Source organism: Fodinicola acaciae (genome assembly GCF_010993745.1).
Classification (GTDB): domain Bacteria; phylum Actinomycetota; class Actinomycetes; order Mycobacteriales; family HKI-0501; genus Fodinicola; species Fodinicola acaciae.
In genome coordinates this window covers 1146929-1170723 of sequence record NZ_WOTN01000002.1, presented here as the reverse complement: position 1 = coordinate 1170723, position 23795 = coordinate 1146929, and the positions used below count along the sequence as shown (strand labels likewise).

Sequence of the window (23795 nt, the reverse complement as noted above, 5' to 3'; positions counted from 1 at the left end):
GCGTGACCGTGGCTGCGCGATGATCGGGTGCACCCGGCCCGTACGGTGGACGCGGGCTCATCACGTGCGGCACTGGGCCGACGGTGGTGAGACCTCCATCGACAATTGCGTGCTGCTTTGCGAGTTCCATCACCGGATGATTCATCATGGTGACTGGCAGGTCCGGATTGTTCACGGCGTGCCGGAATTCATTCCGCCGCAGTATGTGGATTTCGAGCAGAAGCCGTTACGAAATCCCTACCACCTGTTCAACTGAACCGAACAGGTGGACCGCCAACCAACCACGTACGAAGGCGCGCAACGCCAAGCGACGGAGTTGTTCCATCTTCGACACGGCAAGGTGGAACGGCGCCAGCACGCCCTCAACCAGGCGACACCGGAAGCCCGCGCGCGAACACGATCGCCCGGCGAGACCGAGGCGGCGAGCCACCGCCGATCACCAGTCCTCGGGTCGTCGAGTGGATGACGATCGCCGCAGGAGTTGCGTCTGGCGAATCGGCAACTATGGTGGCAGGAGAGGGTATTTAGCGCTAATTACGCTCGGTGTCCGCACAGTCGGCCAAGGAGGTTGAATGAACAACGTCTTGCAAACGCGGCCTGTCGGTGAGGTTCAGGCGAGACTGGACGTCTTCGATCTGGACGCGCGCGTCACGCTCTACCCCAGCGAGGCGCGTCCGATCCACCTGAGCACCGACACGCATCTGACCCAGTGCACCAACTGTCCGACACTTTGTTACGCCGACGACTGATCCACTGATCGGGAGGTGCGCGCCGCGTGGTCCAACCCATGCGGCGCGTGCCGATTTCGTTGTCAGCAAAGGACAAGCAAATGACCGCATTTCGCGCCGGTCGCGTCGCGTACGTCCGAGCGGCTGTCCTCCCAGCCAGACGTGCTGCCGTGCTCACCGCGCAGGAGGATCCGCACGAACGCACCGCATTGACCCGGATTCTTCGCGCGGTCACCGCTGATCCAGTGGTACGCGAAGCGGTCGCGGTCTCCAGTGAATCCCTGGCCGCGCTGCTGCGGCAAATCGATCGCGGCACGGAAGTCAGCATCGCGCGATTGCGCCGCGGCACGTACGCTGCCTGCCGATATCTGCTCCGGATGACCGGTCGGCCGACGCCGTTCGGCCTGCTTGCCGGCGTCGCAACGGCCAGATTCGGCCAGCGGACGCAGGTCGCGATGAGCGACGCACACCGCAAAGGCTGCCGGCCGGACGGCGAATGGCTCAGCAGTGTGGTAAGCGAGCTGGAAAAACGGCCGGAAATCCGGTGTCGTTTGCGGCTGCGCACAAATGACCTGTGCCGCGAACGCGGCGACCGGTACGTCGTGCCATACGCTCCATTGGACAAGGCCACAGACCAGCGGATGAGCGAAAAATCGGTACGCGCGACCGCAGCCGTAGGAGTGGCGCTGACGGCCGCGAAGACACCGACCACCTGGAAAACGCTGTCCGCGGAGCTGGCCACGCGGTTTCCGGACGCAGGTCGCGCACGCATCGACCGGCTGCTGGCCGAGCTGGTCGACCACGGACTGCTGTGCACCGAACTGCCACCACCGCCAGATCAGACAGATCCGCTTGGCCACGTGTTGGCACTGCTGGAAAACACCCCCGCTGCCGAGACGGCGGCGTTGCGAGGTCTGGCAAAACTTCTGGACGAATACGCGGCTGCTCCGCTGGGATCAGGCCAGGCGACCTGGTCGAGAGCCATCACGGCGGCGCGCGAGCTGCAGCCAACGACATCCGCACCCATCCAGGTCGACCTCCGGCTGGACGCAAGCGTCACGTTGCCTGAAATCGTCGCCAAAGAAGCAGAAGCGGCTGCCGACGCGTTGCTGCGGCTGTCGCGTCCGGCCGGCTCGGAGCGGCGGCTGGCCGACTTTCGCGAAGCGTTCATCGACCGGTACGGCTGGGATCATGCCGTGCCGGTGCAGGAAGTGCTCGACCCCGAGCGCGGCCTCGGTCCACCGGCCGGTTATCAGGTGCCGGCGGAGAGCCGGCTGCCACTGCCGCCGGCAGAGGTGGATACGGCCCGAGACCAGCTCATCGCCGAGCTTGTCCAGGATTCGTTGACACGTAACGAAAGCACCATCACACTGAACGACCACATCATCGCCGGACTCGAGCCGGACGAACCGCCGTCACCACCACCGGCCACGGCCGAGCTCACCTTCCAGTTGGTCGCCGCGTCTGGGCAGGCGATCGACCGAGGCGACTTCCACCTCGTGTGCGCGCCGGCGGCCGGCCTGATCGCCGGCGCGATGTTCGGTCGTTTCAGCTATTTGTTCGACGATCCGGCCGGCTCGCTCGCCGAGGCGATGGCGCTCGACGCGTACGCGTCATCCTGCGTCCAACTCGCGTTCCAGCCGGCCGGCGGCCGGTTGTCCAACCTGACCCGAGTGCCAGCCGTGGTCGACCGCGTCCTTTCCATCGGCACGTTCGACGACCGCGCGCTGGGTCTCGACGACATCGGAATCGTCGCCGATCCGGACCGCCTCCGGCTGGTTTCTCTTCCTGACCTCAGGCCGTTGACCACTTTGGCGCCACACATGCTCGATCCGGTCCGCAGGATGCCAAACGCGGCCAGGCTCCTGAGCGACATCAGCACCGACGGCGCGCGTACGCTGGACCCGTGGCGATGGGGTGCGGTCAGGTGCCTGCCTCGACTTCCTCGCATCCAGTACGGCCGCACGGTGTTCGCCGCGGCGCGGTGGCGGCTGCCACGACGTTTGTCCGACGCCGCAACGGATCCGGCGACGTGGGATCGCGAGCTCGACCGATGGCGGGCGGCAGCGCGGGTGCCGGACCGGATTCAGGCACGGGTCATGGACCACAGTCTGGATCTCGATCTGTCGGTGCCGTTGCACCGCCGCCTGTTCGCCGACGAGCTGCGGCGCAAGGCTGATCTGGTGGTCACCGAGTCGGTGGCCGACCCCGAGACCGGCTTCGGCTGGCTGGACGGCCATGCCAACGAGGTCGTCGTGCCGCTGTCCGCCCGCCATCCACGCAAACGCAAGGAAAGAACAACGTCGCTGGCGACCGTACGGCCGACGGTCACGCCACCGGGCGGTCATTGGCTTTACGCCAAGATTTACAGTGCACAAGACCTGGAGATCCTCCGCGACCACCTTCCTCGGTTTCTGGCATCCACGAAGTCCATAGTGGACAGTTGGTATTTCCTCCGCTATCGCGATCCGGACGACCACCTTCGCATTCGCTTCCGTGGCACGCCCGCGACGCTCAACGAGCAGTTGCTGCCGGCACTGTCCGGCTGGACCGACGAGCTGTGCATGTCAGGGTTGGCGCGGAAACTGGAGCTGGACACCTACCGGCCGGAGGTCGACCGGTATGGCGGACCGGCACTGTTTGAGCTGGCAGAGCAGGTTTTCCACGCCGACAGCGAGGCTGTCCTCGCGCAGCTGGCTGACTGGCGCGATGGTGAGGTGCTGGCCGGCGTCAACTTCGCCGACATCCTGCGCGCTGTCGAGCCGGGCTGGCATCACTGGTATGCCGATGTGTCGGTCGAGCATTACGAAGGAATGCACCGCCACGTACGGCAAGCCGTCGAAATGTGGACCGACACCGACACCGACACCGCCTTTTCGCATGCCAGCAGGCATCGCGCTGCGTCGCTGCGACGATACGGCGAAGCGCTGCGCACGGCGGAGAATCCACACTATCGCTCGGCGATCAACAGCCTGCTGCACATCCACCACAACCGGTTGATCGGCACCGATGCGGAGTCGGAGGCGCGTGCACACGCCGTCGCCAGCAGGATCGCGGCGGCCTCTCGTGGACGCGCGCGAGCCGGCCGATGACGGTCGTCACGACGCTGTCGGAACGGCTGGCGGATCCAGACGCGGTTTTCCGCGATCACACGCAAATACACGAGTCACTTCTGGAGCGGCAGGCAGGTGTGGCGCTGCTGTATGCCGAGCTGGGACATCACGATCCGGCCTGTCGACAACTCGCGCACCGCCACCTCGCCGCCGCCAACCAGGCGCTCCGCGCGGACATGGTGCACTCGCTTTTCGACGGCATTCCGGCAGTAGCATTCGCCGCGGCTGCTGCCGCGCACGATCCTGGCGACTACGCGGACCTTCTGCGGAGCCTGGACGAGTCTGTCTTTCAATGCGTACGCACCAATCTCGACGCGGAACAGGCACGGCTGCGCGACCGTACCCCGCTGACCAGCACTCTGGTTTTCGACCTGATCGGTGGGCTCACCGGACTGGGCAGATATCTGTTGTGTCGACGGCACATCGACGAAGCGGAGTCGCTGTTGCGCGGCATCCTGGACTATGTCGCGCTTCTGCTGCGTCCGGTCGACGTCGCCGGCACGCCGCTGCCTGGCTGGTGGTCCATGACAGATCCGGCACCGAGCCGTAAAACTCAGGCCGGTCACGCCAACTTCGGCCTGGCGCACGGCATTCCGGGGCCGCTCGCCCTGCTGGCCATCGCCTGGCGCGCCGGCGTCCGTGTTCCTGGACAGGACGCAACGATCGAGGCGATCGTCGAGATCTTGCGGCAACACTCGCTGCTGGACAACGAAGTCCGCTACTGGCCGGACGCTTTGCGACAGGCCGAGGGAAAATTGTCACCGACGCCCCGCAGCGGCGAGGCGTGGTGTTACGGCAGGCCTGGCGTCGTACGAGCGATCCAGCTCGCCGCGCTCGCCCTTGACCGCCATGACTGGACCACCTTCGTACGCGACGCCGTCCGCGATCTGCCGGCACTTTCCTTTGACAGATGGCGAGTCCGCGGCACCGGGCTGTGCCATGGCTGGGCCGGACTGCTGCACGTGCTCGGCCGCATCCAGGCCGACGATCCGGAATGCTGGCTCGGCGCTCTGGTCGATCAGCTGGCCGAACGGACCGTCGCTGAGTTCGACCCCCGCTTTCGCTTCGGCTATCGGCAGTGGGCCGGACCGGGTCGCGCGCCGACCGACGAGCCTGGCCTCGTCACCGGTGCCGCCGGCATCGCGCTCGCACTCCACGCGTACGAAGCCGGTCGCACGAGCACCGGTTGGGATGCCGCGCTTCTGCTCACATGACTCGGTTTTCCCAGGCCCATGCCGCGATCGCGACCCGGTTACGCAGGCCGAGCTTGGCCTGGATGGCGGCGACGTGGCCCTTCACCGTGCTCAGCGAGATGAACAGCTCGGTGGCGATTTCCTGATTGGTGCGCCCTCGCGCGACCGCACACGCGACCTCGACCTCACGATCGGACAGCTGACGGGTCGGCTTTCCGACCGGAGTCAACGCCTCGGTCAGCTGGCGCAGCAGCCGCACGGTAATCGCTGGCGACACCAGAGCATCGCCGGCGGCCGCCGCGCGTACGGCCTCCACAAGCAGGCCAGGACCGGCGTCTTTCAGCACGAAACCAACCGCCCCGCCGCGCAACGCGTTGTAGACATATTCGTCGAGGTCGAAGGTCGTGACCACGACGACCCGAAGCGGATCGGCCACCTCGGGTCCGGCCAACGCTCGGGTGACCTCGATGCCGTCGACGCGCGGCATCCGGATGTCGACCAGGCACACGTCCGGGCGTAGTTTTCGCGCCATCTCGATGGCTTCGGCGCCATCGGCCGCCTCCCCGACCACGCTGATGTCGTCCTGATCCTCCAGGATGTGCCGCAGTCCGGTGCGCACCATCGGCTGGTCGTCGACCAGCAGGACACTGATGCTCATCGTGGTTTTCCCGCGATCAAAGGCAAAGTCGCGCGCACGGACCAACCGCCCTCGGCACGCGGACCGACGCTGAGCACACCGTCGAGCGCCTCCACGCGTTCGCGGATGCCGACAAGACCATAGCCGCCGCGATGTCCGCCGCGGTGCGGTTTTCCGTCGTCGGTGACTTCGACACTCACTGACCGGCCGTCGTCGGTTATCGCAACGGTGACCGACGTGGCGGTCGACGCGTGTCGCCCGATGTTTGTCAATGATTCCCGCACAACTCGATAGACCGTACGCATCATTTCCGGCGGCCAGTCCGCGCCGTCGGGAACGTCGACGCGCACGGCCTTGCCAGGCATTCTTTCGGCGAGTGCGCGCACCTGGTCCAGGCCGGGCGCGGCCGGCACGGCGTCGTCGGCGTCACGGAGCAGACCGACCACTCGCCGCATCGCGACCAGCGCTTCCGAGCTGGCCGCCTCGATGCCAGCCAGCGAATCGTCGAGCTCGGCCGGATTTTTCCGCCGGATGATGCGTGCCGCCTGGGTCTGCAGCACGACACCGGTGATGTGGTGCGCGACGACATCGTGCAGTTCCCTGGCCAACTCCAGGCGTTCGTCCCGGCGGATCCGGTCGGCGATCTCCTGCCGCCGAGACCTGCCGAACCGTAACCCGTAGCCGATCACGACGGCCGCCGACCAGCCGAACAGATTCCAGCTGAGCACTGGCGGAATCAGGTCGGAACGCTGGAAAACCAGGCCGCCAAGGGCGACGACGAAACCGGCGCCCGCGACGACGGTGGCCGGGATCGGTTTGACCGTACGGACGACCGAACCGACAAGCACGGCAAGGCCGAGCGCCATGGCCGGGCTGGGCTCGGCCGGAAGCGCCGCGAGCCAGGCGACCAACACCGCGATAGCGGCGCACAGCAACCCGGCGCCGGCCGCGACAACTCGCTGGCGGCGGCGTAGCAAGGCGATCGTGCACACGACCGCGCCCGCCGCGCAGCCGAACAGCCAATAACCGCCGCCCCAGCTGTCGGAGAGCTGGACGGCCGAGAACGCGAGCAGGATGGCCGCGACGACCGCTAAAACGACATTCACGCGACCAGACTACGGAATGGACGGCGCGCTGTCGCACCGGTCAAAAGTACTGTTCCGGAACGCACTCTGGTCTGATGCCACCGCCGTCGGTCTTTCGCACCATGGTGGCATGGCTCATTCGCAAACACCGGCCGCGCGAGAGCGGATCGCCGCGCTGGATGTCATACGTGGATTCGCACTGTGCGGAATCCTGGTCGCCAACGTGATTCCGATCGCGCACACTGGTCCGCCGCAGGCCGTCGATCCGGGATCCGGCAACGGAAACCCGCTGCAGGACCTGTTCGTCGACCACCGTTTCTTTCCGATTTTCGCGTTTCTCTTCGGCGTCGGCTTCGCACTGTTGCTGGACTCCGCCGGCAACCGTACGCCGCGACCGCGGCTGGTCCTGCTGCGTCGCCTGGCCGTGCTGTTGGTGGCCGGCCTGGCACACTTTTTCCTTCTGTGGCAAGGCGACATCCTGTCAACGTACGCCGTCGTCGGCATCGTGGTGCTGCTGCCGGCGTCCTGGTTGCCGCGGTGGCTGACCGGCTGCCTGTCCGGCGCGTTCCTGGTCGCCGCCGTGCTGCTGTCGGACGGCCGATTCACCCTGGTCGCCGCGCTGTTCCTGCTCGGCCTGACGCTGGTCCGCTATGGCGTGATCGCGCGCATCGAGGACTCCACCGGCGTGCCGGCGCTGCTCCTGTTGGTCTTCACGGTGCTCGCGGTGCCGGCGGTGTGGCTGCAGCTCAACGTGTCGTCCTTCACTTTTTCCTCGAGCCTGGCCGGACTTCTGACCGCCGGCGCGTACGTGTGCGGCCTGCTCGTACTGCTCAGGACGCCGCTCCAAGGCGCACTGCGAACGTTGTTTGCACCACTCGGCAGGATGGCGCTGACCAACTATCTGACCGCGACCGTGCTCGTGCTCGTGCTGAGCCGGGTGATCCCCGGCCGCCCGGACGACTGGCCGTTCGGCAAGGTTTTGCTGGTGGCAGTGGCAATCCTCGCCACGCAGTGGTTGTGGTCCACGCTGTGGCTGCGCCATTTCCGGTTTGGTCCGTTGGAATGGCTGTGGCGCTGGGCCACCTGGCTGCGCCGACCGCCACTCCAGCTGCCAGCCGTCCCTCGTCGCGGCGCACCGGCGCGCACCCCCTGACCAGGTTAGGAGATCGCGGCGATCACTCGGTCGAGCCATTCCGCGAGGAGCCGTTGCTCCGCGCCGCTCAACGTGTCCAATTGCGGTGCGACGGCGCGAAAAGCGACCACCGCCGCCATCACGCCGCCGTCCGTACGCTCCGGCGGCTCGGTGAGGATCTGCCGGAGCACGGCCTCGTACACAGCATCGGCGAGGCCGAGGTCGCGCTGCTCGCGCGGCGTGGCCAACAGCGTCTGGATCGCACCGATCCCGGCCGCCTGGATGAGATCGACGGCGCGTTGCTCGGTGACCCGGAGCCGACCGGTCGCCGCCACGCGGTGGACCCGCGACGCCAGGACACGTTTGCCGTCCTGCGCGGCCGGCGAGTGCCGCACTCGGTCGGGATCGCTCAACAGCCGGAAAATTGCCGGATTGGCGAGGCCGAATTCGATCTGGGTCTGCCAGCCGGCACGTAAATCGTCCAACGGATCGGCGTCGTCCGCCGACGCGGCCGCCACGACCGCGGCCTTGGCGGACACATAGCCGGCCATCACGTGTTCCGCGACCGCGTCGAGCAGGCCGTCCTTGTCGCCGAACAGGCGATAGATCGTCGGTGCCTGGACACCGGCTCCTTCCGCGACTCCACGTGTGGTGACCGCCGCCGGGCCGTCCTCTCGGAGCAGTCGCGCCGCGGCCTCGATGATCTTCGACCGAGTGTCGTCGTACTGGCTCATGGTTTCCAACGATACCGCAACTGTGCTATCAATGATATTTCCATCGATAGCGCGTACGCGATATCGCCGATAACGAGGGAGCGGTCATGATCGTCATCACCGGAGCCACTGGCGCACTCAACGGCGCGACCGCCGACCACCTGCTGAAACGGCTCGCCGCCGACGAGATCGCCGTCGCCGTACGCGACCCGGCGAAGGCTCGCCGCTTCGCCGATCGCGGTGTCGGCGTACGCTACTGCGACTATGCCGACCCGGCGTCTCTGCCAGCCGCGTTCGCCGGCGCCGACCAGCTGCTGCTGGTCTCCTCCAGCGATCCGACCGCCGATGCCGTCACCCTCCACCGCAACGCGATCGACGCTGCCGTCGCCGCCGAGGTCGGCCGCATCCTCTACACGAGCCACCAAGGAGCCGCCTTCGCGAGCCCGTTCGGGCCAGGACGCGACCACGCGGCGACCGAACGACTGCTCGCCGCATCCGGCATCCCGTGGACCTCGCTGCGCAACGGCTTCTACGCACACAGCCTGCGCTGGCTGATGGGGCCATGGCGGGAAACCGGCGTCATCGCCGTACCGGCCGACGGACCCGTGTCGTGGACGGCACGCGAAGACGCCGCCGAGGCCGCAGCCGTTATTCTCATCTCCGACGGCGAATACGACGGTCCGACGACCCTCACCGCGAGCGCGGCACCGACGTTCGCCGAAATCGCCGCCATCGCTTCAAAAGTCACCGGCCGTACGATCGAATGCCAGGTTGTCGATCCAAACGAATGGATCGCGACACAGCCGGCAGAGCTCAACGCGCGTCTCCTGCTGGGCATGTACGAAGCCGCCGACCAAGGCTTTTTCGCCGGCACCGACCCGTTGCTGGCCACCATCCTCGGCCGTGAGCCGCGCACCGTACGCGATCTGCTCGCCGAGTCGTAGATCTCAGATCCGCCGAAGCACGGTCCCCAACACCTCCTCGGCGGCGAAATAGCCGAGAGTGCGAGAGTCGTTGCTGACCGCCGCGTTGTCACCGAGTACGACGAGTTTTCCGGCCGGCACGACCGTGCCGGCGAGCCTGGCGCGCAGGTTGGCCGGCACGGGGTCGCCGGCAGTTGCCACGACTCGTTTGATCATCCAGCGCCGGCCGCCAAACGGTCCCGCCTCCGTCGGCTGGTCACCAGGCATCCGTACGACGACGATCTGCCCGACCCGATGTTTCTGTCCGCGGCGCACCAAGACCCGTTCGCCACTGCGGAAAGTCGGCTCCATGCTCAGCCCCCGGACGGTGGCGACGACAAAACGACGTCCCAGAAACGAGGTCAGTCCCATGTCACGCTCCGCCGACCGGCTCGGCCTGGTATCCGGACGCCTGCATGCCGAACAGCTGTGCGTACAGGCCGTTTTCGGCGATCAAAGCCGAATGGTCGCCGCGCTCGACAACGATCCCGCCGGACAGCACGACGATGTGGTCCGCGTCGCGTACGGCCGCGAGCCGGTGCGAGATCAGCAGGCTGGTCCGGTTTTCTCGGCGGCGCCGCAACGACTGGTGGATCTCAGCTTCGGCCTGAGCGTCCAGTCCGGCCGCCGGTTCGTCGAGGATCATCAGGTCGCAGCGGTCGCGGAGCAAAGCGCGGGCCAGCGCGAGTCGCTGTTGCTCACCGCCGGACAGCACGACACCCGTGGTGGGATCGTCCTTGTCCGATCCCACCGTGAAAACACGCGACAACATCGTGTCATAACCGTACGGCAACGTCGCCAGCTTGCGATGGATGCCAGCCTCCTCGGCGGCCGCTCGCAACCGCGGTCGATCGTGCAAGGCGTCCAGATCGCCGAGCGCGATGTTTTCCGCCGCCAGCAGGTCGTAATGCATGTAGTCCTGGAAGACCGCACCGATCCGGCGGCGCAGCTCGGCCGGATCGATCTCGCGAATGTCCACGCCGTCCCACAAAATCGACCCGCGACTCGGATCATAGAAACGACACAGCAGTTTCACCAAGGTCGATTTTCCGGCGCCGTTGAGGCCGACCAACGCGAGCGACCGACCGCGCGGAATCCACAGATCCACTCCGCGCAAAACCCAGTCATGCTGGTCGGAATAGCGAAACCACACGCCACGAAACTCGATGCCGGACCGCAACGGCGCGAGCGGTCGTACGGTCGGCGGCGTCGGCAGATCCGGTCCGGCATCCGTGACGGCAAGAAAATGGTCAAACATCAACAGCGTTTGTTGGACGGCACCGGCGTCCTTGGCCAACATCGCGAGCGCGCCTTGGACGCCGACCGACGCGGCGACGAATACGGTAATGTCGCCGACCGACAGTGTGTCGACCCGCGCCGCGACCACGGCCCACACCAAGCCGGCGCCGGACACCAACGCGGCAAGCAGCGCGAGTCCGCCTTGAATGCCGACCTCGCGACGTTCGTTCGCGCGAGTGGCCGCATTTGTGGCGTGCCGCTGCTCCAACATCCGGTTGCGCAGGAACGCGCTGATGCCAAACAGGCGCACCTCCTTCGCGGCGGTCGCGCCGGACAACAGCTCGCTGTAGAAAAACTCTCGTCGAGCGGTCGGCTCCAGTTCCCACAGCATCCGCGCCTTTCGGCGCGACAGCAGAAACTCCGAGACGAGGATCGGCGCACCGGCGGCGATCACCGCGACCGTCATCACTGGGCTCAACACCGCCAACGAGCCGATGAACCCGGCCACCGTAAAGACTGACCTGGTCATCCCCAAACCGGCGTCCAAGACCTGTTGCGCGGTCGTACGTCCGGCGGTCTGCGCCAGACGCAGACGGTCGGCGAAGGCCGGGTTTTCGAACCGCTCCAGGCCGACGAAGCCTTCCACCGCAACGAAAAGCTGGTCCTGCGCGGACAGCGCCACGCGCCGCTCCAACTCGCCGCGTAGGTATCTGGTCACCATCGGCGCGACGCCGGCGGTGGCGCCGATGACGGCCAGAGCGACCGCCAGCCAGACCAAGTGGCCAACCGGCGCATGGCTGGTCACACCGTCGAGCACTGACTTGGTCAGCCACACCGACACGACCGGCACCAGGCCGGTGACCAGCGTGATCAGGCTGTAGAGCGCGAGGTGGCCTGGCGCGGCTCGGACGGCCAGCGCGCAGACACCGCGCAGCTGCCGCCACCAGCCGCGGTCGTCGGTGCCGGCGGTCATGCCGTCGCGAGCGCGCGATCCAACCGGACCCGGTTGGCGGTGACCACCAGCTCGCCGGCGTCGTTTGGCGCGACGCGAAGCAAAGTGGGAAACATCTGTACGCCGAACGCCTCGGCCACCGGCCCGTTGCCTTCCTCGACGACAACACGCGCGACCGGACTGAGTTTGCGTACGAACTCGCTCGCCTCGGCGGCGTCCTCGGCCGCGACGGTCACCAGGACCTGGTCACGGCCACCTGGCAACTGGCCGGCGTATTCCACGAATCGCGGTAGTTTTGCCTGGCAGGGCTTGCAGCTCGGGGAGAAGAAAGCGGCCACCGTCTCGGCACCGAGATCCGCGTTGCTCAACGGCATGCCGTCGACGGTGGTCGCTTCGAAGTCGGAGATGCGCTCCCCGATCGACACGGTCGCGGTGCCACCTTTCTGCGCCGCCAACAACTCCGTGTGCTCTCGCAGACGCCGGATGACGCCGAACACCAGCAACAGGTTGAGCAGGCAGAGGACCGTCAGCACGGCCACCAGAGCGATCAGAAAAGACATGCTGTGACTCCGAATCTATGTTAATGACCGCGGACCGACCGCTGTTGTGCTTGCATCGGCAGGAAAAGCCCGATGAGCTCGTCGAGCATCGCCACCAGGACGCCGGCGAGCAGGCCCGCCGCGACCGCGATGAGCACAGCGGTCGGCGAAGGTGGCGCGGCCGGCGAGCCAACGGCGCCGGCGACCGACAAACCCGCGAGAATGACGTTTCGTACGACATGATGACGGCCAACCGGACGGCTCGATGCTCCGAAGCATCGGCACGGGACGGCCACGCCGCGACGAAGCGCGGCAGCGATTCCGGCGGCGAATGCCGCCAGCAGTACGGCGGCGACCACGAACCCGAAACCGCGCCGGCCCGCGTAGGAATCACCAATGCGATCCACACGGCGAACTCGCCGACCAACACGAGCCAGACGGCTGGAGTCACCATCGCCGCCGGCAGCACGCGAAGGTCGCGTACCGAGCCGGCGAAGGCGTCGAATCCGCCGACGACCTTGCTGACCGAGGAGATCAGGAACACCAACGCGACGCAGGTACGCGCCGTCAGTTCGAGATATGACAAGGATTCCCCAGCTGTTTCCGGTCAACCGGCGACCCGCGCCGGACGGGACACGCCGGTCCCGTCCGACCCGGTGCCGTTACTAGGCGCAGTACGTGATCCGGCAGTCCGCGTCGACGTTGCAACCGCCTGGACAGCCCCTCGCACTACAGAACGGGTTTCCCGGTCCGTAACACATCGGCACACAGCCGGCCGCCGCGTCGACGGACGGCACGAACGTCGCCAACAGCCGGTCGGCCATTACTTTGAACACACGCACGTTCCACACTCCGATCAGGTGAATGATCTCGCCAAAGGGTCAGCTTCCGCAGTAGACCGTGCAGTCGAACATGATGGAGCAGCTGTGCCCACCGCACCGGCGGTCCGGACACTGTCCCGGCGGGTAGCAGGCCGACTGGCAGCCGGCGGCGGCGTCGATTTTCGGTACGAAGCGCGCGAGCACCCCGTCGGCAAGCGCCTGCAACTTGCGCATAGACGTCATTCCTTTCGTTTTCCTGCAACGAAGAAGTGCCGGCTGAATCCGACACTCAACTGCCACTAACGTGCGAGACGGTCGAATTGCACCCGTTCGCGATCGCCACTTTAGCGCTCCATGGCAAATCGTGTCGATGACTCTCATAAGTGACAGTCCGATACCATTTCGCCGCGGTCACGCCAGGTTGCATAGTTGTCCGGATTGACAAATTAATTCTCCGCGAATGCTTCTCATGAAATGGTGCGAACGACGGTCGCGGAACTAGCCGGCATTGGAGTGCGGCCGCCAGCGCGGGTCTCGTCCGGACAATGCGATCGCGCGATCAAGAGACGTGGTGCTGGCTCCGGCGCAGCACGGTTTCGGCAATCTCGGTACATCGGCGCACCGGTCAAACAAAGCGTCGTCATTGCACATGAGGGCAAGAGATCTGCCCTAAAGGCGCGACGCCTGACGTTATGGTAAGTGCGGTCAGCCACAGGTTGATGACACTGGGTAGCGCCGACGCGTACGAGCGGAGTGCTTGACGCCATGACACGCAGGGCTCGACAGGACGTGGAAGCCGGGACCGGATCGCGCCTCGACTCGAACAGTCCCTCCGACATAAGCGCGGATCCGCGGGGGTTCGTCGGTCCACGCGAGGTCGGAATGTTGCAGCGCACCGCCGGCAATGCCGCGGTGACCCGTCTGCTGACCAGCAAAACGCCGGCTCACCATCACGGCGGCCCATTGTCGATTCAACGCACTTCCAAGAGCCAGATCATGTTGACCATCGCGCTCAACAGCCTGGGCAAGAAGGCTGCCTACAAGCAGCGGAAAGAGAACGAATTCAAGCGGTGGGTCGAGATGAATGGCGTCAAGTTCGACGCCGAGGACGACGTCGACGGCCTCGTGCAGCACTTCAGTACGGAAGATGTCCTGCAGGTCATTCGAATGGTGAAGCTCAGGATCGCCGACCTCGGCAACGTGAAGGCGTACGAGGCCAGGAACATGACGAAGGTCAATGTCGATCCACTGATGGACCCGAAGCTGGCCAAGAGCATCCACGACACCAAACAGGTGCAAACCAAGAAGAGCTACGGCAGGAGAGCGGCCCAAAGCGTTTACGACATGTACAAGAACCTGAAAAACAACAAGGACATGCGCAAGGACCTGACCGAGGGCCAGGGCAGGACCGGCACGCCACTTGGCGATCTCCTCGAGGCGCAGGCGCTCATGTGTCGGGAAAAGGCACTCTTCGCACAGGTGGTGCTGGCCGACCTCGGAATTCCGACGACCGTACGCAGCGGCCAGAAGCCGCAAGGCAGCCGCCATGCCTGGCTGGTGGTCGCCGGCAGATGGGAGGTCGATCCGATCCAGGGCTCCATCGAGAAGAACCTCGACAGGACAAACAAATACACCGAAGAGGTCCAGGAGAAGGTCGTCGTGTCTCCGTCCAAACCCGTGGCAGGGACCGAGCTGGAAAGGCGTATGGACAACTGCGTCGCACAGTTCGCAAAACTTCACAACCCGTAGCAGTTCGAACAGGGTTCTTGCTCTCCGCATCGCGGTACCGGTATGGTCGTTAATCCGAAGATGTTTTCGATATTTCGAATCATCGGTCCGGTCGATGCGGCCGGGTTGGGAGGTTGACCGATGACTGCCAGCGGAACCTCGACGTTGACCAGGCCCCGCCAGCTCGGCATCGGCCGTCGCCGGTTGCTGGCGATGGCGGGTGCGTCGACGGCGGCGATGAGTGTCGGCGCGTGCAGCCGGTCCAACGGACGGCTGGCGTTCTGGCGTCCGCCGGTTGGCGAGCTGTCCTGGGAAAACCTGTTCTTCAAGGATCGTGTCATTCCCCAGTACGAGCACGCCAAGGGAAAGTCGCCGGTCGATCTGCTGGTGATCCCGTGGGACAGTGCGCTGACGAAATACACGGCCGGGTTCGTCGGATCGCAGCCGCCGGACGTGACCTACCAAATCGTGCCGTGGATGAACCGGTTCCGAGACTCCGGCGCTCTGCTGGACCTGGCGAAGGCCGCCGGATCGGGTTTGGACTCCTATTTCGCCGGAGTGCCGGACTCGATCGCCGAGGTCGTCTACGGACCGAAGCAACAACGATACGGACTGCCGATCTCGGCCGGACATTTCGTGCTGGCGCTCAACGAAGCGGTGTGGGAACGCGCGGGTCGTCCGGCGCTGCCGACGACGTACGACGAGATGATCCCGTTCGCGCGGAAAATGACGTTCGATCGCGCCGGCAGGACGATGGACCAGGCCGGTTTCGACGCGAAGAACATCGCCGTCTGGGGATTCGGCTGGCCCGGCGTGCCGGGGATCCAGACCAACTACGTCTGGAACTATCTTTGGTCCTATGGCGCGGACATCGTCTCCAAGAACCGTCGTGACATCGGCTTCGACAATGACGCCGGCAGGGCCGCGCTGAAGCACATGAAGGCGATGGTCGACTCCGGCGCGGCGACCCCGATGACGCTCTACTCCGGCACCGACGGATGGGACGACCTGCTGGTGAGCGGCCGGGTCGCGATGGCCTGGACCGAGTTTCTCAGCACCAAGCAGGCAAGCCGCTTTCCGAACGCGCGGCTGAAGGTGATCGAGCTGCCGGCCGGACCAGCCGGGAAGTTCGTGGTCGGAGCGGCCGGTTATTACGCGATAGCCGCGAAAAGCCGGCACCAGACCGAGGCACTGGACTTCATCGAATATCTGTTGCAACCGCAGCTGCGCCGGGAATACATCCGCGGCATCCTGTCGTATCCACTCACTCCGGTGCCGGACTCCTATTTCGACGGTCTCCCCGATCCACGCATCACCGCGTTTCTCAAGGCCGGCGCGAAACAGACACGTTACTCGCGGCTCACGCCGGTCCTTCCGTACGAGCCGCAGGAATATCTGGTCGGCGCCTTCAACGACTACCTGCTCGGCCACGTCAGCCTGGACACGATGATCAAGCAGACCTCCAGCCAGGTCAAGCAGATGGCCAGCGCCGCACACTGGCCGAAGTGAGCACCAGTGACAATGGAAAAATCCGCCACTTTCCGGATCCCCAAGCCGGAACGTGCTGAGCAACTGGCACGGTCTCTCGGCATGTCGGCCGAGGACCGGGCCGAGATGTTACGTTTTCCGCCGCGCCACGGCACCGAGCTGTGGGACCAGCTGGAAAAGGCATACCACAGCCTGGTGGAGGCGATGGGGACCACCGGTCCGCTGCCGGACTGGCCGGTGTTGCCGGAGCGGCATGGCGCCTTGGCCAGATACGGGTACGTGTGGGTTTTCCTTGCCGCCACTGACGTTGCTCGTGAATACCACGCCGCCCGTGGCATCTCGGACGAGGTTTCCTGGGCCAGCCTCGGCATCCTCGCCGACCAGATGCGCAACCGCAGGGCCGTCTACGGTGAAGGTGGCCTGCACACGCAAAACTGGGTGACGCACCATTTCCGCGGCGCCGTCTATCCGCTCGGCCGGCTGCACTTCGAGCGCCGGCCGATCTGGTTCGACGCCGGACCGCCGCCGGCACCGGGCCGCGGCGACGACGCTCTCGGCCTGCACATTCCGGAGGGAAGACTCACCCCGGCCTCCTGCGACGAGTCGATACGCACGGCGCAGGCGTTCTTCCAGCGCCACTACCCCGACCACGACTATCGTTACGCCACCTGCGTTTCGTGGGTCCTGGACCCACAGCTGACCGAATATCTCGCGTACGACACGAACATCCTGGCCTTCCAGCGGCGTTTCACCCTGATCCCGCTGGAAAATCCCGATCAGGACGACAACAAGACCATTGTCGAGTTCGTCTTCCGGCGTCCACTCGACGAGCTCGACAGGCTTCCGCGGGACACCACGCTGCAGCGCGCCATCATCGACCACATCCAGGCCGGACGGCGTTGGCAGTTTCGCACCGGCTGGTTTCGGGTCTAGGGTCTGTTTCGGAGTCCCACGTGGATGAGAGTCGAGATCCAAACGTGCCGTCAGGCGGCCCGAGAAAGATGTGACAGCGGCTCGGCTATCGCCGCGTGGGACTTCGAAACAGGCTCTAACCAATCGAAATGTCGGCGGCGATCTCGGTGGCGATCCGGATCGCACGCTTGGCCAGCGGAGACAGGGTCGACGCGGCCGGCCAGTGCAGATAGATCCCGCGGGTCGGCGCCGGCCGCAGCTCGTGGATGGCGAGCCGGTCGTCCGTCCGTACGTCCGAACCGTGCACGGCGAGCCACGGCAGGACGGCCCAGCCGAGGCCCGCTCGCACCATCGACAGGATCGTTTCATTGCCCGGCGACCGAAAAACGATCCGCGGTCGGGCACCGGCCTCGGCGAGCGCCTGATCCATCCATGCCTGGTCGCAGGTCTGATGGCAGCCGACCATCGGCATGTCGTCGAGCTGTTCCAGCGGCACCGGACCGTCCGGCAGGTCACCGTGTCGAGCCACCAGCAGGAAAGGATCGTCGACCAGCCTGACGTGCTCGAGGTCGCCCTCCAGCGGCCGGTCGTAGAACAACAGGTCCAGGTCGCCGATCTCCGGGTCCGGCGGCACGTCCGACAGCCTGATGTCGCAGCCGGGATGCTCGTCACGCAGCCGGCGTACGACCGACGGCAGGATCACGTTGGACACGCTCTGGAATGTGCCGATGTCGATCCGGCCGTCGCCGGCTTTGAACCGTTCGACGGCATCGGCCAGCGCGTCGGCTTTGGCCAGCAGGTCGCGCGCGTGTTCCAGGACGACCGCGCCAAGTGGCGTGATCCGTACCGGTTTGGGACCACCTGGCCGCTCGAAAACCGCACCGCCGACGGACTTTTCCAGCGCGGCGATCTGCTGGCTGATCGTCGATTGCGTGTAACCCAGCCGCGCGCCGGCACGGCCGAACGTCCCCTCCTCCAGCACGGCCACCATCGTCGCCAGGTGCCGCAGCTCCACATCCATCACAACCGAAGCATAGTCGATGCCGATCAACTTGATCGGAAACAATCGCTTTTCGTGATACGGTCGCGCGCCTAACGTCTGGGACATGACGATCCAGAGCACGCGGGCGCCGTTCCGGCTGGCGATCGCGCCTCGATCCGTACGGTCGCGGTCGCAACTGGTGTGGGCCCTCACGGCAACGCATTTCGTGAGCCGCGCCGGCAGCCTGGCGCGCTCGTTCCTGGTGCTTTATCTGACCCAGGAAAGGCATCTCTCGCTGACCACGGCCGGCGTCGTCATCGCGGCGGTCGGTGTGGGAGACATCGGGTCGCAACTGCTCGGCGGCTGGCTGAGTGACCGCATCGGCCGGCGAAACAGCATGCTGGTGGGATTTCTCGGTACGGCGGTCGCGCTGATCGCGCTCGGCTCGGCGGATTCGATGCCGGTGATCTGCGCGGCGGCCGGTGGCGTCGGCCTGATGGCGGAGCTGTTCCGGCCGGTCGGATCGGCCGCGGTGGCCGACCTGCCGGCGCAGGATCGAGCGCGTGCCTTCGGATTTCTGTTCTGGGCCGCCAATCTTGGCTTCACGGTCTCGACCGTCGCCGCGGGTGTGCTGGCGCAACACGGCTATGGCCTGTTGTTCTGGATCAATGCCGGCGCTTCGGTGCTCGCGGCGCTGATCGTGTGGCGGTTCATCCCCGAGACACGTCCGCAAAAGCGGGAAACGACCCAGCGAGCGCTGCTGCCGACCCTTCTCCGCGATCCGGTCATGCTCGTCATGGCGGCGATTCACATCGTGTACTTCACGATGTTTCTCCAGTCTTTCTCGACCCTTCCGCTGGTCATGGCGAACGACGGTCTCGGTCCGGGGACATACGGCGCGGTGCTCGCCCTGAACGGGATCGCGATCGTTGTCGTCCAACCGATTGCCGTACGGCTCCTGCCCGGCCGCGACACGGCCCGGGTTCTCGCGGTTTCCATGCTGTTGGTCGGCATCGGCAGCGGACTCGGCGCCGTCGTACACGGTGGCGCTGCCTACGCCGCGTCGGTGCTCGTGTGGACTTTTGGCCAGATCGGCCTGTCCGTGGTGTTCGGCGCCACTTTCGCCGGCCTCGCGCCGGCCGATCTTCGGGGCCGATACATGGGAATCGCGTCCGCCACGTGGAGCGTCGGCGCCGTGCTTGGACCGCTGCTGGGGACCGCGTTGCTCGCAACTGCCGGCCGCACCGGATTGTGGATCGCGTGCCTGGCGACCGGATTGCTGCTTTTCGCGGCACAGCTGGTCATCGCTCCGGCGTTGCGACGCCGGATCTCGCCAGTGTGAAACGATCAGTTTTGGTTTGTCAGCAAACGAGGAAGGATTTTCCCATGGAGACAACGATCGCGACGAACGGTGTCGAGCTTGCCGTCACGACGGCCGGCGACCCTGCCGATCCGGCGGTGCTGTTGCTGCACGGCGCCGGCCAGTCGTCGGCCGCATGGGACGACGAGTTCGTCGAGCGTCTGGTGGCCGGACGGCGGTTCGTGATTCGGTACGACTCCAGGGACACCGGCCGGTCGACCAGCAGTCCAGTGGGCTCGCCGACCTACGGTCTGCCGGATCTGGTCGCCGACGCGGCCGGAGTGCTAAACGAGCTCGGCGTCGACCGCGCCGGCGTTGTCGGGATGTCGCAGGGAAGTGCGGTCGGTCAGCTGCTCGCGCTCGACCATCCGGACCGGGTCGCGTCGCTGATCCTCATGTCCTCCACGCCTGGCGGACCCGGCCACGACACCCCTGACCTGCCACCGCCGACCGACGAGATCATGGCCCTGTTCAAGGAAGAAGCGCCGACTCCGGACTGGGCCGACCGCGCCGCCGTGGTCGACTATCTGGTCGACGCCGAGCGTCCGTTCGCCGCCTCGTCGCGCACTTTCGACGAGGTGAGCGTACGTGCCGGCGCCGAGCGCGCCGCGGACCGTGCCGACGACACCATCGCGGCACAGCTCACCAACCCCTACCTGATCGACGCGGGCCCGGCGTGGCGGCCGCGGCTCGGCGAGATCAGCGCGCCGACGCTTGTCATGCACGGCACCGAAGATCCGCTCTTCCCGTACGAACACGGTGTCGCGCTGGCAAAAGAGATCCCCGGCGCACGGCTGATCGGGCTCGAGGCGGTCGGCCACGAGATTTTTCCTCGGCACAGCTGGGACATCGTGGTGCCGGCCATTCTCGAGCCTACCTCAGCCAGGTAGGAGCTCCAGCAGCACCATCGACGGCTCTGGCAGGTCACAGGTGACGGTGAGCCGGCCGCCGGCGGGTGAGATCGCCCGCGGCGGCTCACCGAGGGCGAGGCCGTCGGCGGCGCGCAAGCGATCCCATTCCTGTGCAGTCGGCCAACCTGAGCCCCACCGGGCGGCCAGGTTGGAGTGTGTCGCGTCGAGGCGATGGTGACGGAGTTCGTAGGTCTGGTGCGGCAATCCGGTGACGGTGAGCGTCAGCGTACGGTCGAGCAGCGGATCGCCGTCCACTTTGGACTGATCGAGCGGCGCGTTCCATCCGGCGATGGCGACTCGGCCGGTCTGCTGGTCGATGGAGGCCCATGCGTCCACCAGGCCGCCACCGCCGTCGCCGGACCACCGCAGGGCCAGCTCGCCGTCGCCGAGTTTTTCCAGCATCGACAGGGCATGAAACCGCGGCTTGCGCAGGTTTCCCACGGTCAGCAGGCCAAACCCGCCGTGCAACAGCTCGGTCGGCCGGCCGAGCTCCTCGAAGTGGTCCGAGCAGACCCAGTATGCGAGCGCGTCGACCCGGCCGGCGGCGGATTTCATGCCGCGAGCCAGAAAGCAGGCCGCGAAGACCGAGTCGTTGACCGGCGCGAAGTGCCGCGGCGTCACTCCCCATTCGGTCCACCAGATCCTGGTGTCGGCGCGGTCGTGGCGTGCCAGCGCCGGACGGAAGTCCAGCGGCTGGCTGCCGTAGGTGTGCGTGGTCAGCGCGTCCAACGCCGCACCTGAACCGTCCACATGGGACAGCAGGTCCTCGACCCAGCCGGCTGCCGCCGTCGCCGGACCGGCCACGACCAGCCTGTCGTCCACCTCGCGTACGGCGGCCGCGGTCACGTCGTAGAGCCGCAGATAGTCGCTTTTGCCGCCACTCCAGAAGACCTCGAGATTCGCCTCGTTCCAGACCTCGAACGACCAGTGCTCGACGACTTCCTCGGTGCCGTAACGATCGAGCAGGTGGCGCACCAACGCGCGTACCAGGTCGGCCCAGCGATCCCAGTCCTTCGGCGGCGACACGATCGCACCGTAGGTGAAGACCGTCTTGCTGCGATCGCTGGCCAGGTCTCGCGGCATGAAGGAAAGCTCGACCACCGGCCGCAAACCCAGATCGCGGACCTGGTCATAGACCCGGTCCACACCGCTGAAGTCATACACCGGCTCGCCGTCGACCTCTCGATAAACGCGCAGGTCGTCGCACAGAATGCCGTGTGCGCGTACGGTTTCCACGCCAAGCTCGGTGCGCATGATCCGCAGGGCGTCGGCCAGCTCCGCGCCGATCGGCCGGCCGCCGGTCTGTTCCGTCGACAGCAGATGGCTCAGGTGTTCACTGCCGACCATCGGCCGCCATGGCCGGTGCAATGGACCGACGACAGCCGAAACGTCAACGTCCAAGCCAATCCGTCCGTCGCCGCCGGTGTCGCTCGTCGCCTGGACCGAGTGCGACAGCGGACCGACGGCGGCGACATCGGCCAGCGCGGCCACCGCATACCGGTAGGGGCGTCCGGGCACGCCGGTCGTGTCCACATAGGACGGATCGGGTACGGCGAGGACGTCGAGACCTTTGTGGTCGACCGGCTGGAAATCGCCGTCGGAGATGTCGGCCCGGTGGACCAGATAGCCGGCCGCTCCCGGCACCGGGTCCCAGTCGAGCGTCACCTGGCCGCGACCGGCCGTCGCGCGTACGGTCGCCGGCGCGGGCGGCGCGGTGATGCCACCGGCCGGCCGCGCATTGTGCCGGCCGATCCGGTTTTCCCAGTCCGTACGCGCATGTTCGGCCGGTCGTGAGCTGGTCACCCAGTCATTCCTTTCCCGCGTTGAAGGTCTCGATCGCCAGCAGTGGCCGGATCTTCGCCTCGACCGGTCCACGGACGAACGCACGGCGGATGTCGTCGCGCGCCAGGTAGTTGCCGAGCGCGGCCATCGTCATTCCCTGATCCAGCGCCAAATAACGCTTGGCCACCGTGCCACTGCGGACCGCCACCGAGTCGTAGAAGCCGCCGGGACCGTACGCGTCGAAGTTTTCCCGGAGTTTCGCGAGATTGCCGAGCACCGCGCCCGGCGCGTACGGCAAGGCGAGGAAAGCCGCGTGCGGGGTGACGACTCCGTCACCGAACACCGGCTTCGGCCCCGGCGGCCGGCAGCCTTCGAAACCGGGATCGACCCTGGTGCCTTCCAGGTCGGACGGATAGCCGTCCGGACTCATCCCGAGCCATGGTTGACCGTATGCGCCGTAGCCGCCTTTCGGGTTGCTGGCCGGCGAAAACCCCCAGTAGCCATAGCCGGTCTCGACAAGACCGTGCTCGATCTGGCCGCGCACGTAGAGGGGGTGGTTCACGGCCCAGCTGTGCGTCGCCCATTTCTCCTCCGGCACGAACAGATCCGGCATCAGCGCCTCGAACATGTCGCCACCCCAGGTGGGGACGAACTTCATGCCGCGATAGGTGTAGGCGCCTTCGAAAACCGGGACTCCGTCATACGTCGTGGTGTAGCCGACCGGCTTCTGCTTGAACGCGTACTGACAGATCGGCGGAAACGTGCGGTTCAGCGCGAAATAGTGCGTCGCCGGGATCTGGCCGCGAGAAATGCCGAGGTAGCTGGCGATCCGCGGCTCGCTGTTGAGCACGTCATAGTGGTTGCAGGTGTAGTAGACCGGCGGACCGCCGCGATAGTTGCCGGTGACCGAACAGCCGGACGGCTTCTGCTCGTAGAAACCGCCGTGGATCAGGCCGCCGACACCTGGTCGCGCGTTTGGATCGTAGTAGAAGCCGAAATCCATCGGCGCCAGCAGTCCGTCGGCCTGTGCGCGAAGCCGCGGCTCGGCCGCGCGGACGACCATCAGTGCCGCGGCCAGCCAGCCGTTGTCCACACTGGACAGGAACGGCGTGATCGGGTTGGTGCCTTCCGGATCGTGCCTCAGCACCGCACCGGTCCGCGGGTCGTACCAGTTGAAAAACATCCCCGCCTGCCGGCTGCGGGTCAGCTTTTCCAGTGCGGAAAGCGTCTTTCGCATCCGGTCGTACGCGTCGGCACGGCTGACGATGCCGAGGTCGCGCGCGGCGACCGTGGACCACAGATACGCGCCAATGTTGGTCGGCGAGGTGTACGCGCTGCGCGTTTTCAGGTCACCGGTGACGTTGTCGGCGATCAGGCCGGTCCCCGGGTCGACCGAGGCGGTCATCGACTTCCAGGTGTCCGCCGCATAACGCATCGGGGTTGGTGGCGCCGAGGCTGCCGCCGGCACCGGCAGCAGGCAGACGAGCACGACGATGGCCAGGAATCTGCGCATGGGGA

At 66.2% G+C, this 23795-nt stretch carries 22 protein-coding genes and 1 pseudogene; 11 read left to right on the top strand and 12 right to left on the bottom strand.

Features of this window, described 5'->3' with window-relative positions; genetic code table 11:
• The first annotated feature begins 19 nt into the window (after positions 1-19).
• The 4 genes from GNX95_RS20765 (at position 20) to GNX95_RS20750 (ending at position 5055) form a co-directional block, all read left to right on the top strand.
• On the top strand, positions 20-256 hold the full coding sequence (locus GNX95_RS20765) for an HNH endonuclease signature motif containing protein (protein ID WP_281356934.1): 237 nt from the start codon (positions 20-22) through the stop codon (positions 254-256).
• 316 nt (positions 257-572) lie between these two features.
• Positions 573-749, top strand: coding sequence for a hypothetical protein (locus GNX95_RS20760; protein WP_163509055.1), 177 nt, complete (start codon positions 573-575; stop codon positions 747-749).
• An 80-nt stretch (positions 750-829) separates the two neighbouring features.
• The gene (locus GNX95_RS20755) at positions 830-3820 is read left to right on the top strand and encodes a lantibiotic dehydratase (protein ID WP_163509054.1); all 2991 of its coding nucleotides are present in this window, start codon (positions 830-832) and stop codon (positions 3818-3820) included.
• Positions 3817-5055 carry a lanthionine synthetase C family protein gene (locus tag GNX95_RS20750; RefSeq protein ID WP_163509053.1) on the top strand — a complete coding sequence of 413 codons (1239 nt, stop codon included), beginning with the start codon at positions 3817-3819 and terminating at the stop codon, positions 5053-5055. Before GNX95_RS20755 ends, GNX95_RS20750 begins: the two co-directional genes overlap by 4 nt.
• Here GNX95_RS20750 and GNX95_RS20745 read toward each other — a convergent pair.
• Both GNX95_RS20745 and GNX95_RS20740 read right to left on the bottom strand, forming a co-directional pair.
• The gene (locus GNX95_RS20745; RefSeq protein ID WP_163509052.1) at positions 5048-5692 is read right to left on the bottom strand and encodes a response regulator; all 645 of its coding nucleotides are present in this window, start codon (positions 5690-5692) and stop codon (positions 5048-5050) included. The two genes, GNX95_RS20750 and GNX95_RS20745, sit on opposite strands and share 8 nt — an antisense overlap.
• Positions 5689-6777, bottom strand: coding sequence for a sensor histidine kinase (locus GNX95_RS20740; RefSeq protein ID WP_222853784.1), 1089 nt, complete (start codon positions 6775-6777; stop codon positions 5689-5691). The genes GNX95_RS20745 and GNX95_RS20740 overlap by 4 nt, the downstream gene beginning before the upstream one ends.
• Positions 6778-6886: 109 nt before the next feature.
• Here GNX95_RS20740 and GNX95_RS20735 point away from each other — a divergent pair, with 109 nt between their 5' ends.
• A complete protein-coding gene (locus GNX95_RS20735) occupies positions 6887-7909 on the top strand; it encodes a DUF418 domain-containing protein (protein ID WP_163509051.1) in 1023 nt (340 codons plus the stop codon).
• A 5-nt stretch (positions 7910-7914) separates the two neighbouring features.
• Here GNX95_RS20735 and GNX95_RS20730 read toward each other — a convergent pair whose 3' ends face one another.
• The gene (locus GNX95_RS20730; RefSeq protein ID WP_163509050.1) at positions 7915-8622 is read right to left on the bottom strand and encodes a TetR/AcrR family transcriptional regulator; all 708 of its coding nucleotides are present in this window, start codon (positions 8620-8622) and stop codon (positions 7915-7917) included.
• A gap of 86 nt (positions 8623-8708) precedes the next feature.
• On the opposite strand from GNX95_RS20730, the gene GNX95_RS20725 reads away from it, so the two are divergent.
• Complete coding sequence (locus tag GNX95_RS20725; protein WP_163509049.1) at positions 8709-9545, top strand: NmrA family NAD(P)-binding protein; 837 nt, start codon at positions 8709-8711, stop codon at positions 9543-9545.
• Between the two features lie 3 nt (positions 9546-9548).
• On the opposite strand, the gene GNX95_RS20720 is transcribed toward GNX95_RS20725, so the two are convergent.
• The 6 genes and pseudogenes from GNX95_RS20720 to GNX95_RS20700 all read right to left on the bottom strand — a co-directional run bounded on the left by GNX95_RS20720 (position 9549) and on the right by GNX95_RS20700 (position 13348).
• A complete protein-coding gene (locus tag GNX95_RS20720; protein WP_163509048.1) occupies positions 9549-9935 on the bottom strand; it encodes a S26 family signal peptidase in 387 nt (128 codons plus the stop codon).
• Position 9936: 1 nt separating this feature from the next.
• Positions 9937-11775 carry an ABC transporter ATP-binding protein gene (locus tag GNX95_RS20715; protein ID WP_163509047.1) on the bottom strand — a complete coding sequence of 613 codons (1839 nt, stop codon included), beginning with the start codon at positions 11773-11775 and terminating at the stop codon, positions 9937-9939.
• Positions 11772-12314, bottom strand: coding sequence for a redoxin domain-containing protein (locus GNX95_RS20710; protein ID WP_163509046.1), 543 nt, complete (start codon positions 12312-12314; stop codon positions 11772-11774). The genes GNX95_RS20715 and GNX95_RS20710 overlap by 4 nt, the downstream gene beginning before the upstream one ends.
• A 20-nt stretch (positions 12315-12334) precedes the next feature.
• On the bottom strand, positions 12335-12700 hold the full coding sequence (locus tag GNX95_RS20705; protein ID WP_163509045.1) for a MauE/DoxX family redox-associated membrane protein: 366 nt from the start codon (positions 12698-12700) through the stop codon (positions 12335-12337).
• 41 nt (positions 12701-12741) lie between these two features.
• Positions 12742-12837 (bottom strand): annotated as a pseudogene (locus GNX95_RS44355) (hypothetical protein); the annotation flags it as partial.
• 337 nt (positions 12838-13174) lie between these two features.
• Positions 13175-13348: a hypothetical protein gene (locus GNX95_RS20700; protein WP_163509044.1), complete on the bottom strand. Its 174-nt coding sequence runs from the start codon at positions 13346-13348 to the stop codon at positions 13175-13177.
• 648 nt (positions 13349-13996) lie between these two features.
• On the opposite strand from GNX95_RS20700, the gene GNX95_RS20695 reads away from it, so the two are divergent.
• The 3 genes from GNX95_RS20695 to GNX95_RS20685 all read left to right on the top strand — a co-directional run bounded on the left by GNX95_RS20695 (position 13997) and on the right by GNX95_RS20685 (position 17263).
• Positions 13997-14863, top strand: coding sequence for a hypothetical protein (locus GNX95_RS20695; RefSeq protein ID WP_163509043.1), 867 nt, complete (start codon positions 13997-13999; stop codon positions 14861-14863).
• A gap of 120 nt (positions 14864-14983) precedes the next feature.
• Positions 14984-16351, top strand: a complete 1368-nt coding sequence (locus GNX95_RS20690) for an extracellular solute-binding protein (RefSeq protein ID WP_163509042.1) — start codon at positions 14984-14986, stop codon at positions 16349-16351.
• A 12-nt stretch (positions 16352-16363) separates the two neighbouring features.
• On the top strand, positions 16364-17263 hold the full coding sequence (locus GNX95_RS20685) for an acyltransferase domain-containing protein (RefSeq protein ID WP_281356957.1): 900 nt from the start codon (positions 16364-16366) through the stop codon (positions 17261-17263).
• A gap of 115 nt (positions 17264-17378) precedes the next feature.
• Here GNX95_RS20685 and GNX95_RS20680 read toward each other — a convergent pair whose 3' ends face one another.
• Positions 17379-18263: a LysR family transcriptional regulator gene (locus GNX95_RS20680; protein ID WP_246281752.1), complete on the bottom strand. Its 885-nt coding sequence runs from the start codon at positions 18261-18263 to the stop codon at positions 17379-17381.
• Positions 18264-18348: 85 nt separating this feature from the next.
• Between GNX95_RS20680 and GNX95_RS20675 the strand changes: the two genes are divergently transcribed.
• Positions 18349-19566, top strand: coding sequence for an MFS transporter (locus GNX95_RS20675; RefSeq protein WP_163509039.1), 1218 nt, complete (start codon positions 18349-18351; stop codon positions 19564-19566).
• A gap of 44 nt (positions 19567-19610) precedes the next feature.
• A complete protein-coding gene (locus GNX95_RS20670) occupies positions 19611-20474 on the top strand; it encodes an alpha/beta fold hydrolase (protein WP_163509038.1) in 864 nt (287 codons plus the stop codon).
• Here the strand turns inward: GNX95_RS20670 and GNX95_RS20665 are convergent.
• On the bottom strand, positions 20463-22298 hold the full coding sequence (locus GNX95_RS20665) for a GH39 family glycosyl hydrolase (RefSeq protein WP_163509037.1): 1836 nt from the start codon (positions 22296-22298) through the stop codon (positions 20463-20465). The two genes, GNX95_RS20670 and GNX95_RS20665, sit on opposite strands and share 12 nt — an antisense overlap.
• Before the next feature lie 4 nt (positions 22299-22302).
• On the bottom strand, positions 22303-23790 hold the full coding sequence (locus GNX95_RS20660) for a glucoamylase family protein (RefSeq protein ID WP_163509036.1): 1488 nt from the start codon (positions 23788-23790) through the stop codon (positions 22303-22305).
• Between the last annotated feature and the right edge of the window lie 5 nt (positions 23791-23795).

What these genes read in the sequence shown, in the direction of transcription:
- GNX95_RS20720 (WP_163509048.1), bottom strand. Translation starts at nt 9,935, where the DNA reads ATGGGACTGACCTCGTTTCTGGGACGTCGTTTTGTCGTCGCCACCGTC.
- GNX95_RS20700 (WP_163509044.1), bottom strand. Translation starts at nt 13,348, where the DNA reads ATGCGCAAGTTGCAGGCGCTTGCCGACGGGGTGCTCGCGCGCTTCGTA.
- GNX95_RS20680 (WP_246281752.1), bottom strand. Translation starts at nt 18,263, where the DNA reads ATGGATGTGGAGCTGCGGCACCTGGCGACGATGGTGGCCGTGCTGGAG.
- GNX95_RS20760 (WP_163509055.1), top strand. Translation starts at nt 573, where the DNA reads ATGAACAACGTCTTGCAAACGCGGCCTGTCGGTGAGGTTCAGGCGAGA.
- GNX95_RS20765 (WP_281356934.1), top strand. Translation starts at nt 20, where the DNA reads ATGATCGGGTGCACCCGGCCCGTACGGTGGACGCGGGCTCATCACGTG.
- GNX95_RS20750 (WP_163509053.1), top strand. Translation starts at nt 3,817, where the DNA reads ATGACGGTCGTCACGACGCTGTCGGAACGGCTGGCGGATCCAGACGCG.
- GNX95_RS20735 (WP_163509051.1), top strand. Translation starts at nt 6,887, where the DNA reads ATGGCTCATTCGCAAACACCGGCCGCGCGAGAGCGGATCGCCGCGCTG.
- GNX95_RS20755 (WP_163509054.1), top strand. Translation starts at nt 830, where the DNA reads ATGACCGCATTTCGCGCCGGTCGCGTCGCGTACGTCCGAGCGGCTGTC.
- GNX95_RS20690 (WP_163509042.1), top strand. Translation starts at nt 14,984, where the DNA reads ATGACTGCCAGCGGAACCTCGACGTTGACCAGGCCCCGCCAGCTCGGC.
- GNX95_RS20725 (WP_163509049.1), top strand. Translation starts at nt 8,709, where the DNA reads ATGATCGTCATCACCGGAGCCACTGGCGCACTCAACGGCGCGACCGCC.
- GNX95_RS20695 (WP_163509043.1), top strand. Translation starts at nt 13,997, where the DNA reads ATGTTGCAGCGCACCGCCGGCAATGCCGCGGTGACCCGTCTGCTGACC.
- GNX95_RS20670 (WP_163509038.1), top strand. Translation starts at nt 19,611, where the DNA reads ATGGAGACAACGATCGCGACGAACGGTGTCGAGCTTGCCGTCACGACG.
- GNX95_RS20715 (WP_163509047.1), bottom strand. Translation starts at nt 11,775, where the DNA reads ATGACCGCCGGCACCGACGACCGCGGCTGGTGGCGGCAGCTGCGCGGT.
- GNX95_RS20675 (WP_163509039.1), top strand. Translation starts at nt 18,349, where the DNA reads ATGACGATCCAGAGCACGCGGGCGCCGTTCCGGCTGGCGATCGCGCCT.
- GNX95_RS20745 (WP_163509052.1), bottom strand. Translation starts at nt 5,692, where the DNA reads ATGAGCATCAGTGTCCTGCTGGTCGACGACCAGCCGATGGTGCGCACC.
- GNX95_RS20710 (WP_163509046.1), bottom strand. Translation starts at nt 12,314, where the DNA reads ATGTCTTTTCTGATCGCTCTGGTGGCCGTGCTGACGGTCCTCTGCCTG.
- GNX95_RS20685 (WP_281356957.1), top strand. Translation starts at nt 16,364, where the DNA reads ATGGAAAAATCCGCCACTTTCCGGATCCCCAAGCCGGAACGTGCTGAG.
- GNX95_RS20730 (WP_163509050.1), bottom strand. Translation starts at nt 8,622, where the DNA reads ATGAGCCAGTACGACGACACTCGGTCGAAGATCATCGAGGCCGCGGCG.
- GNX95_RS20660 (WP_163509036.1), bottom strand. Translation starts at nt 23,790, where the DNA reads ATGCGCAGATTCCTGGCCATCGTCGTGCTCGTCTGCCTGCTGCCGGTG.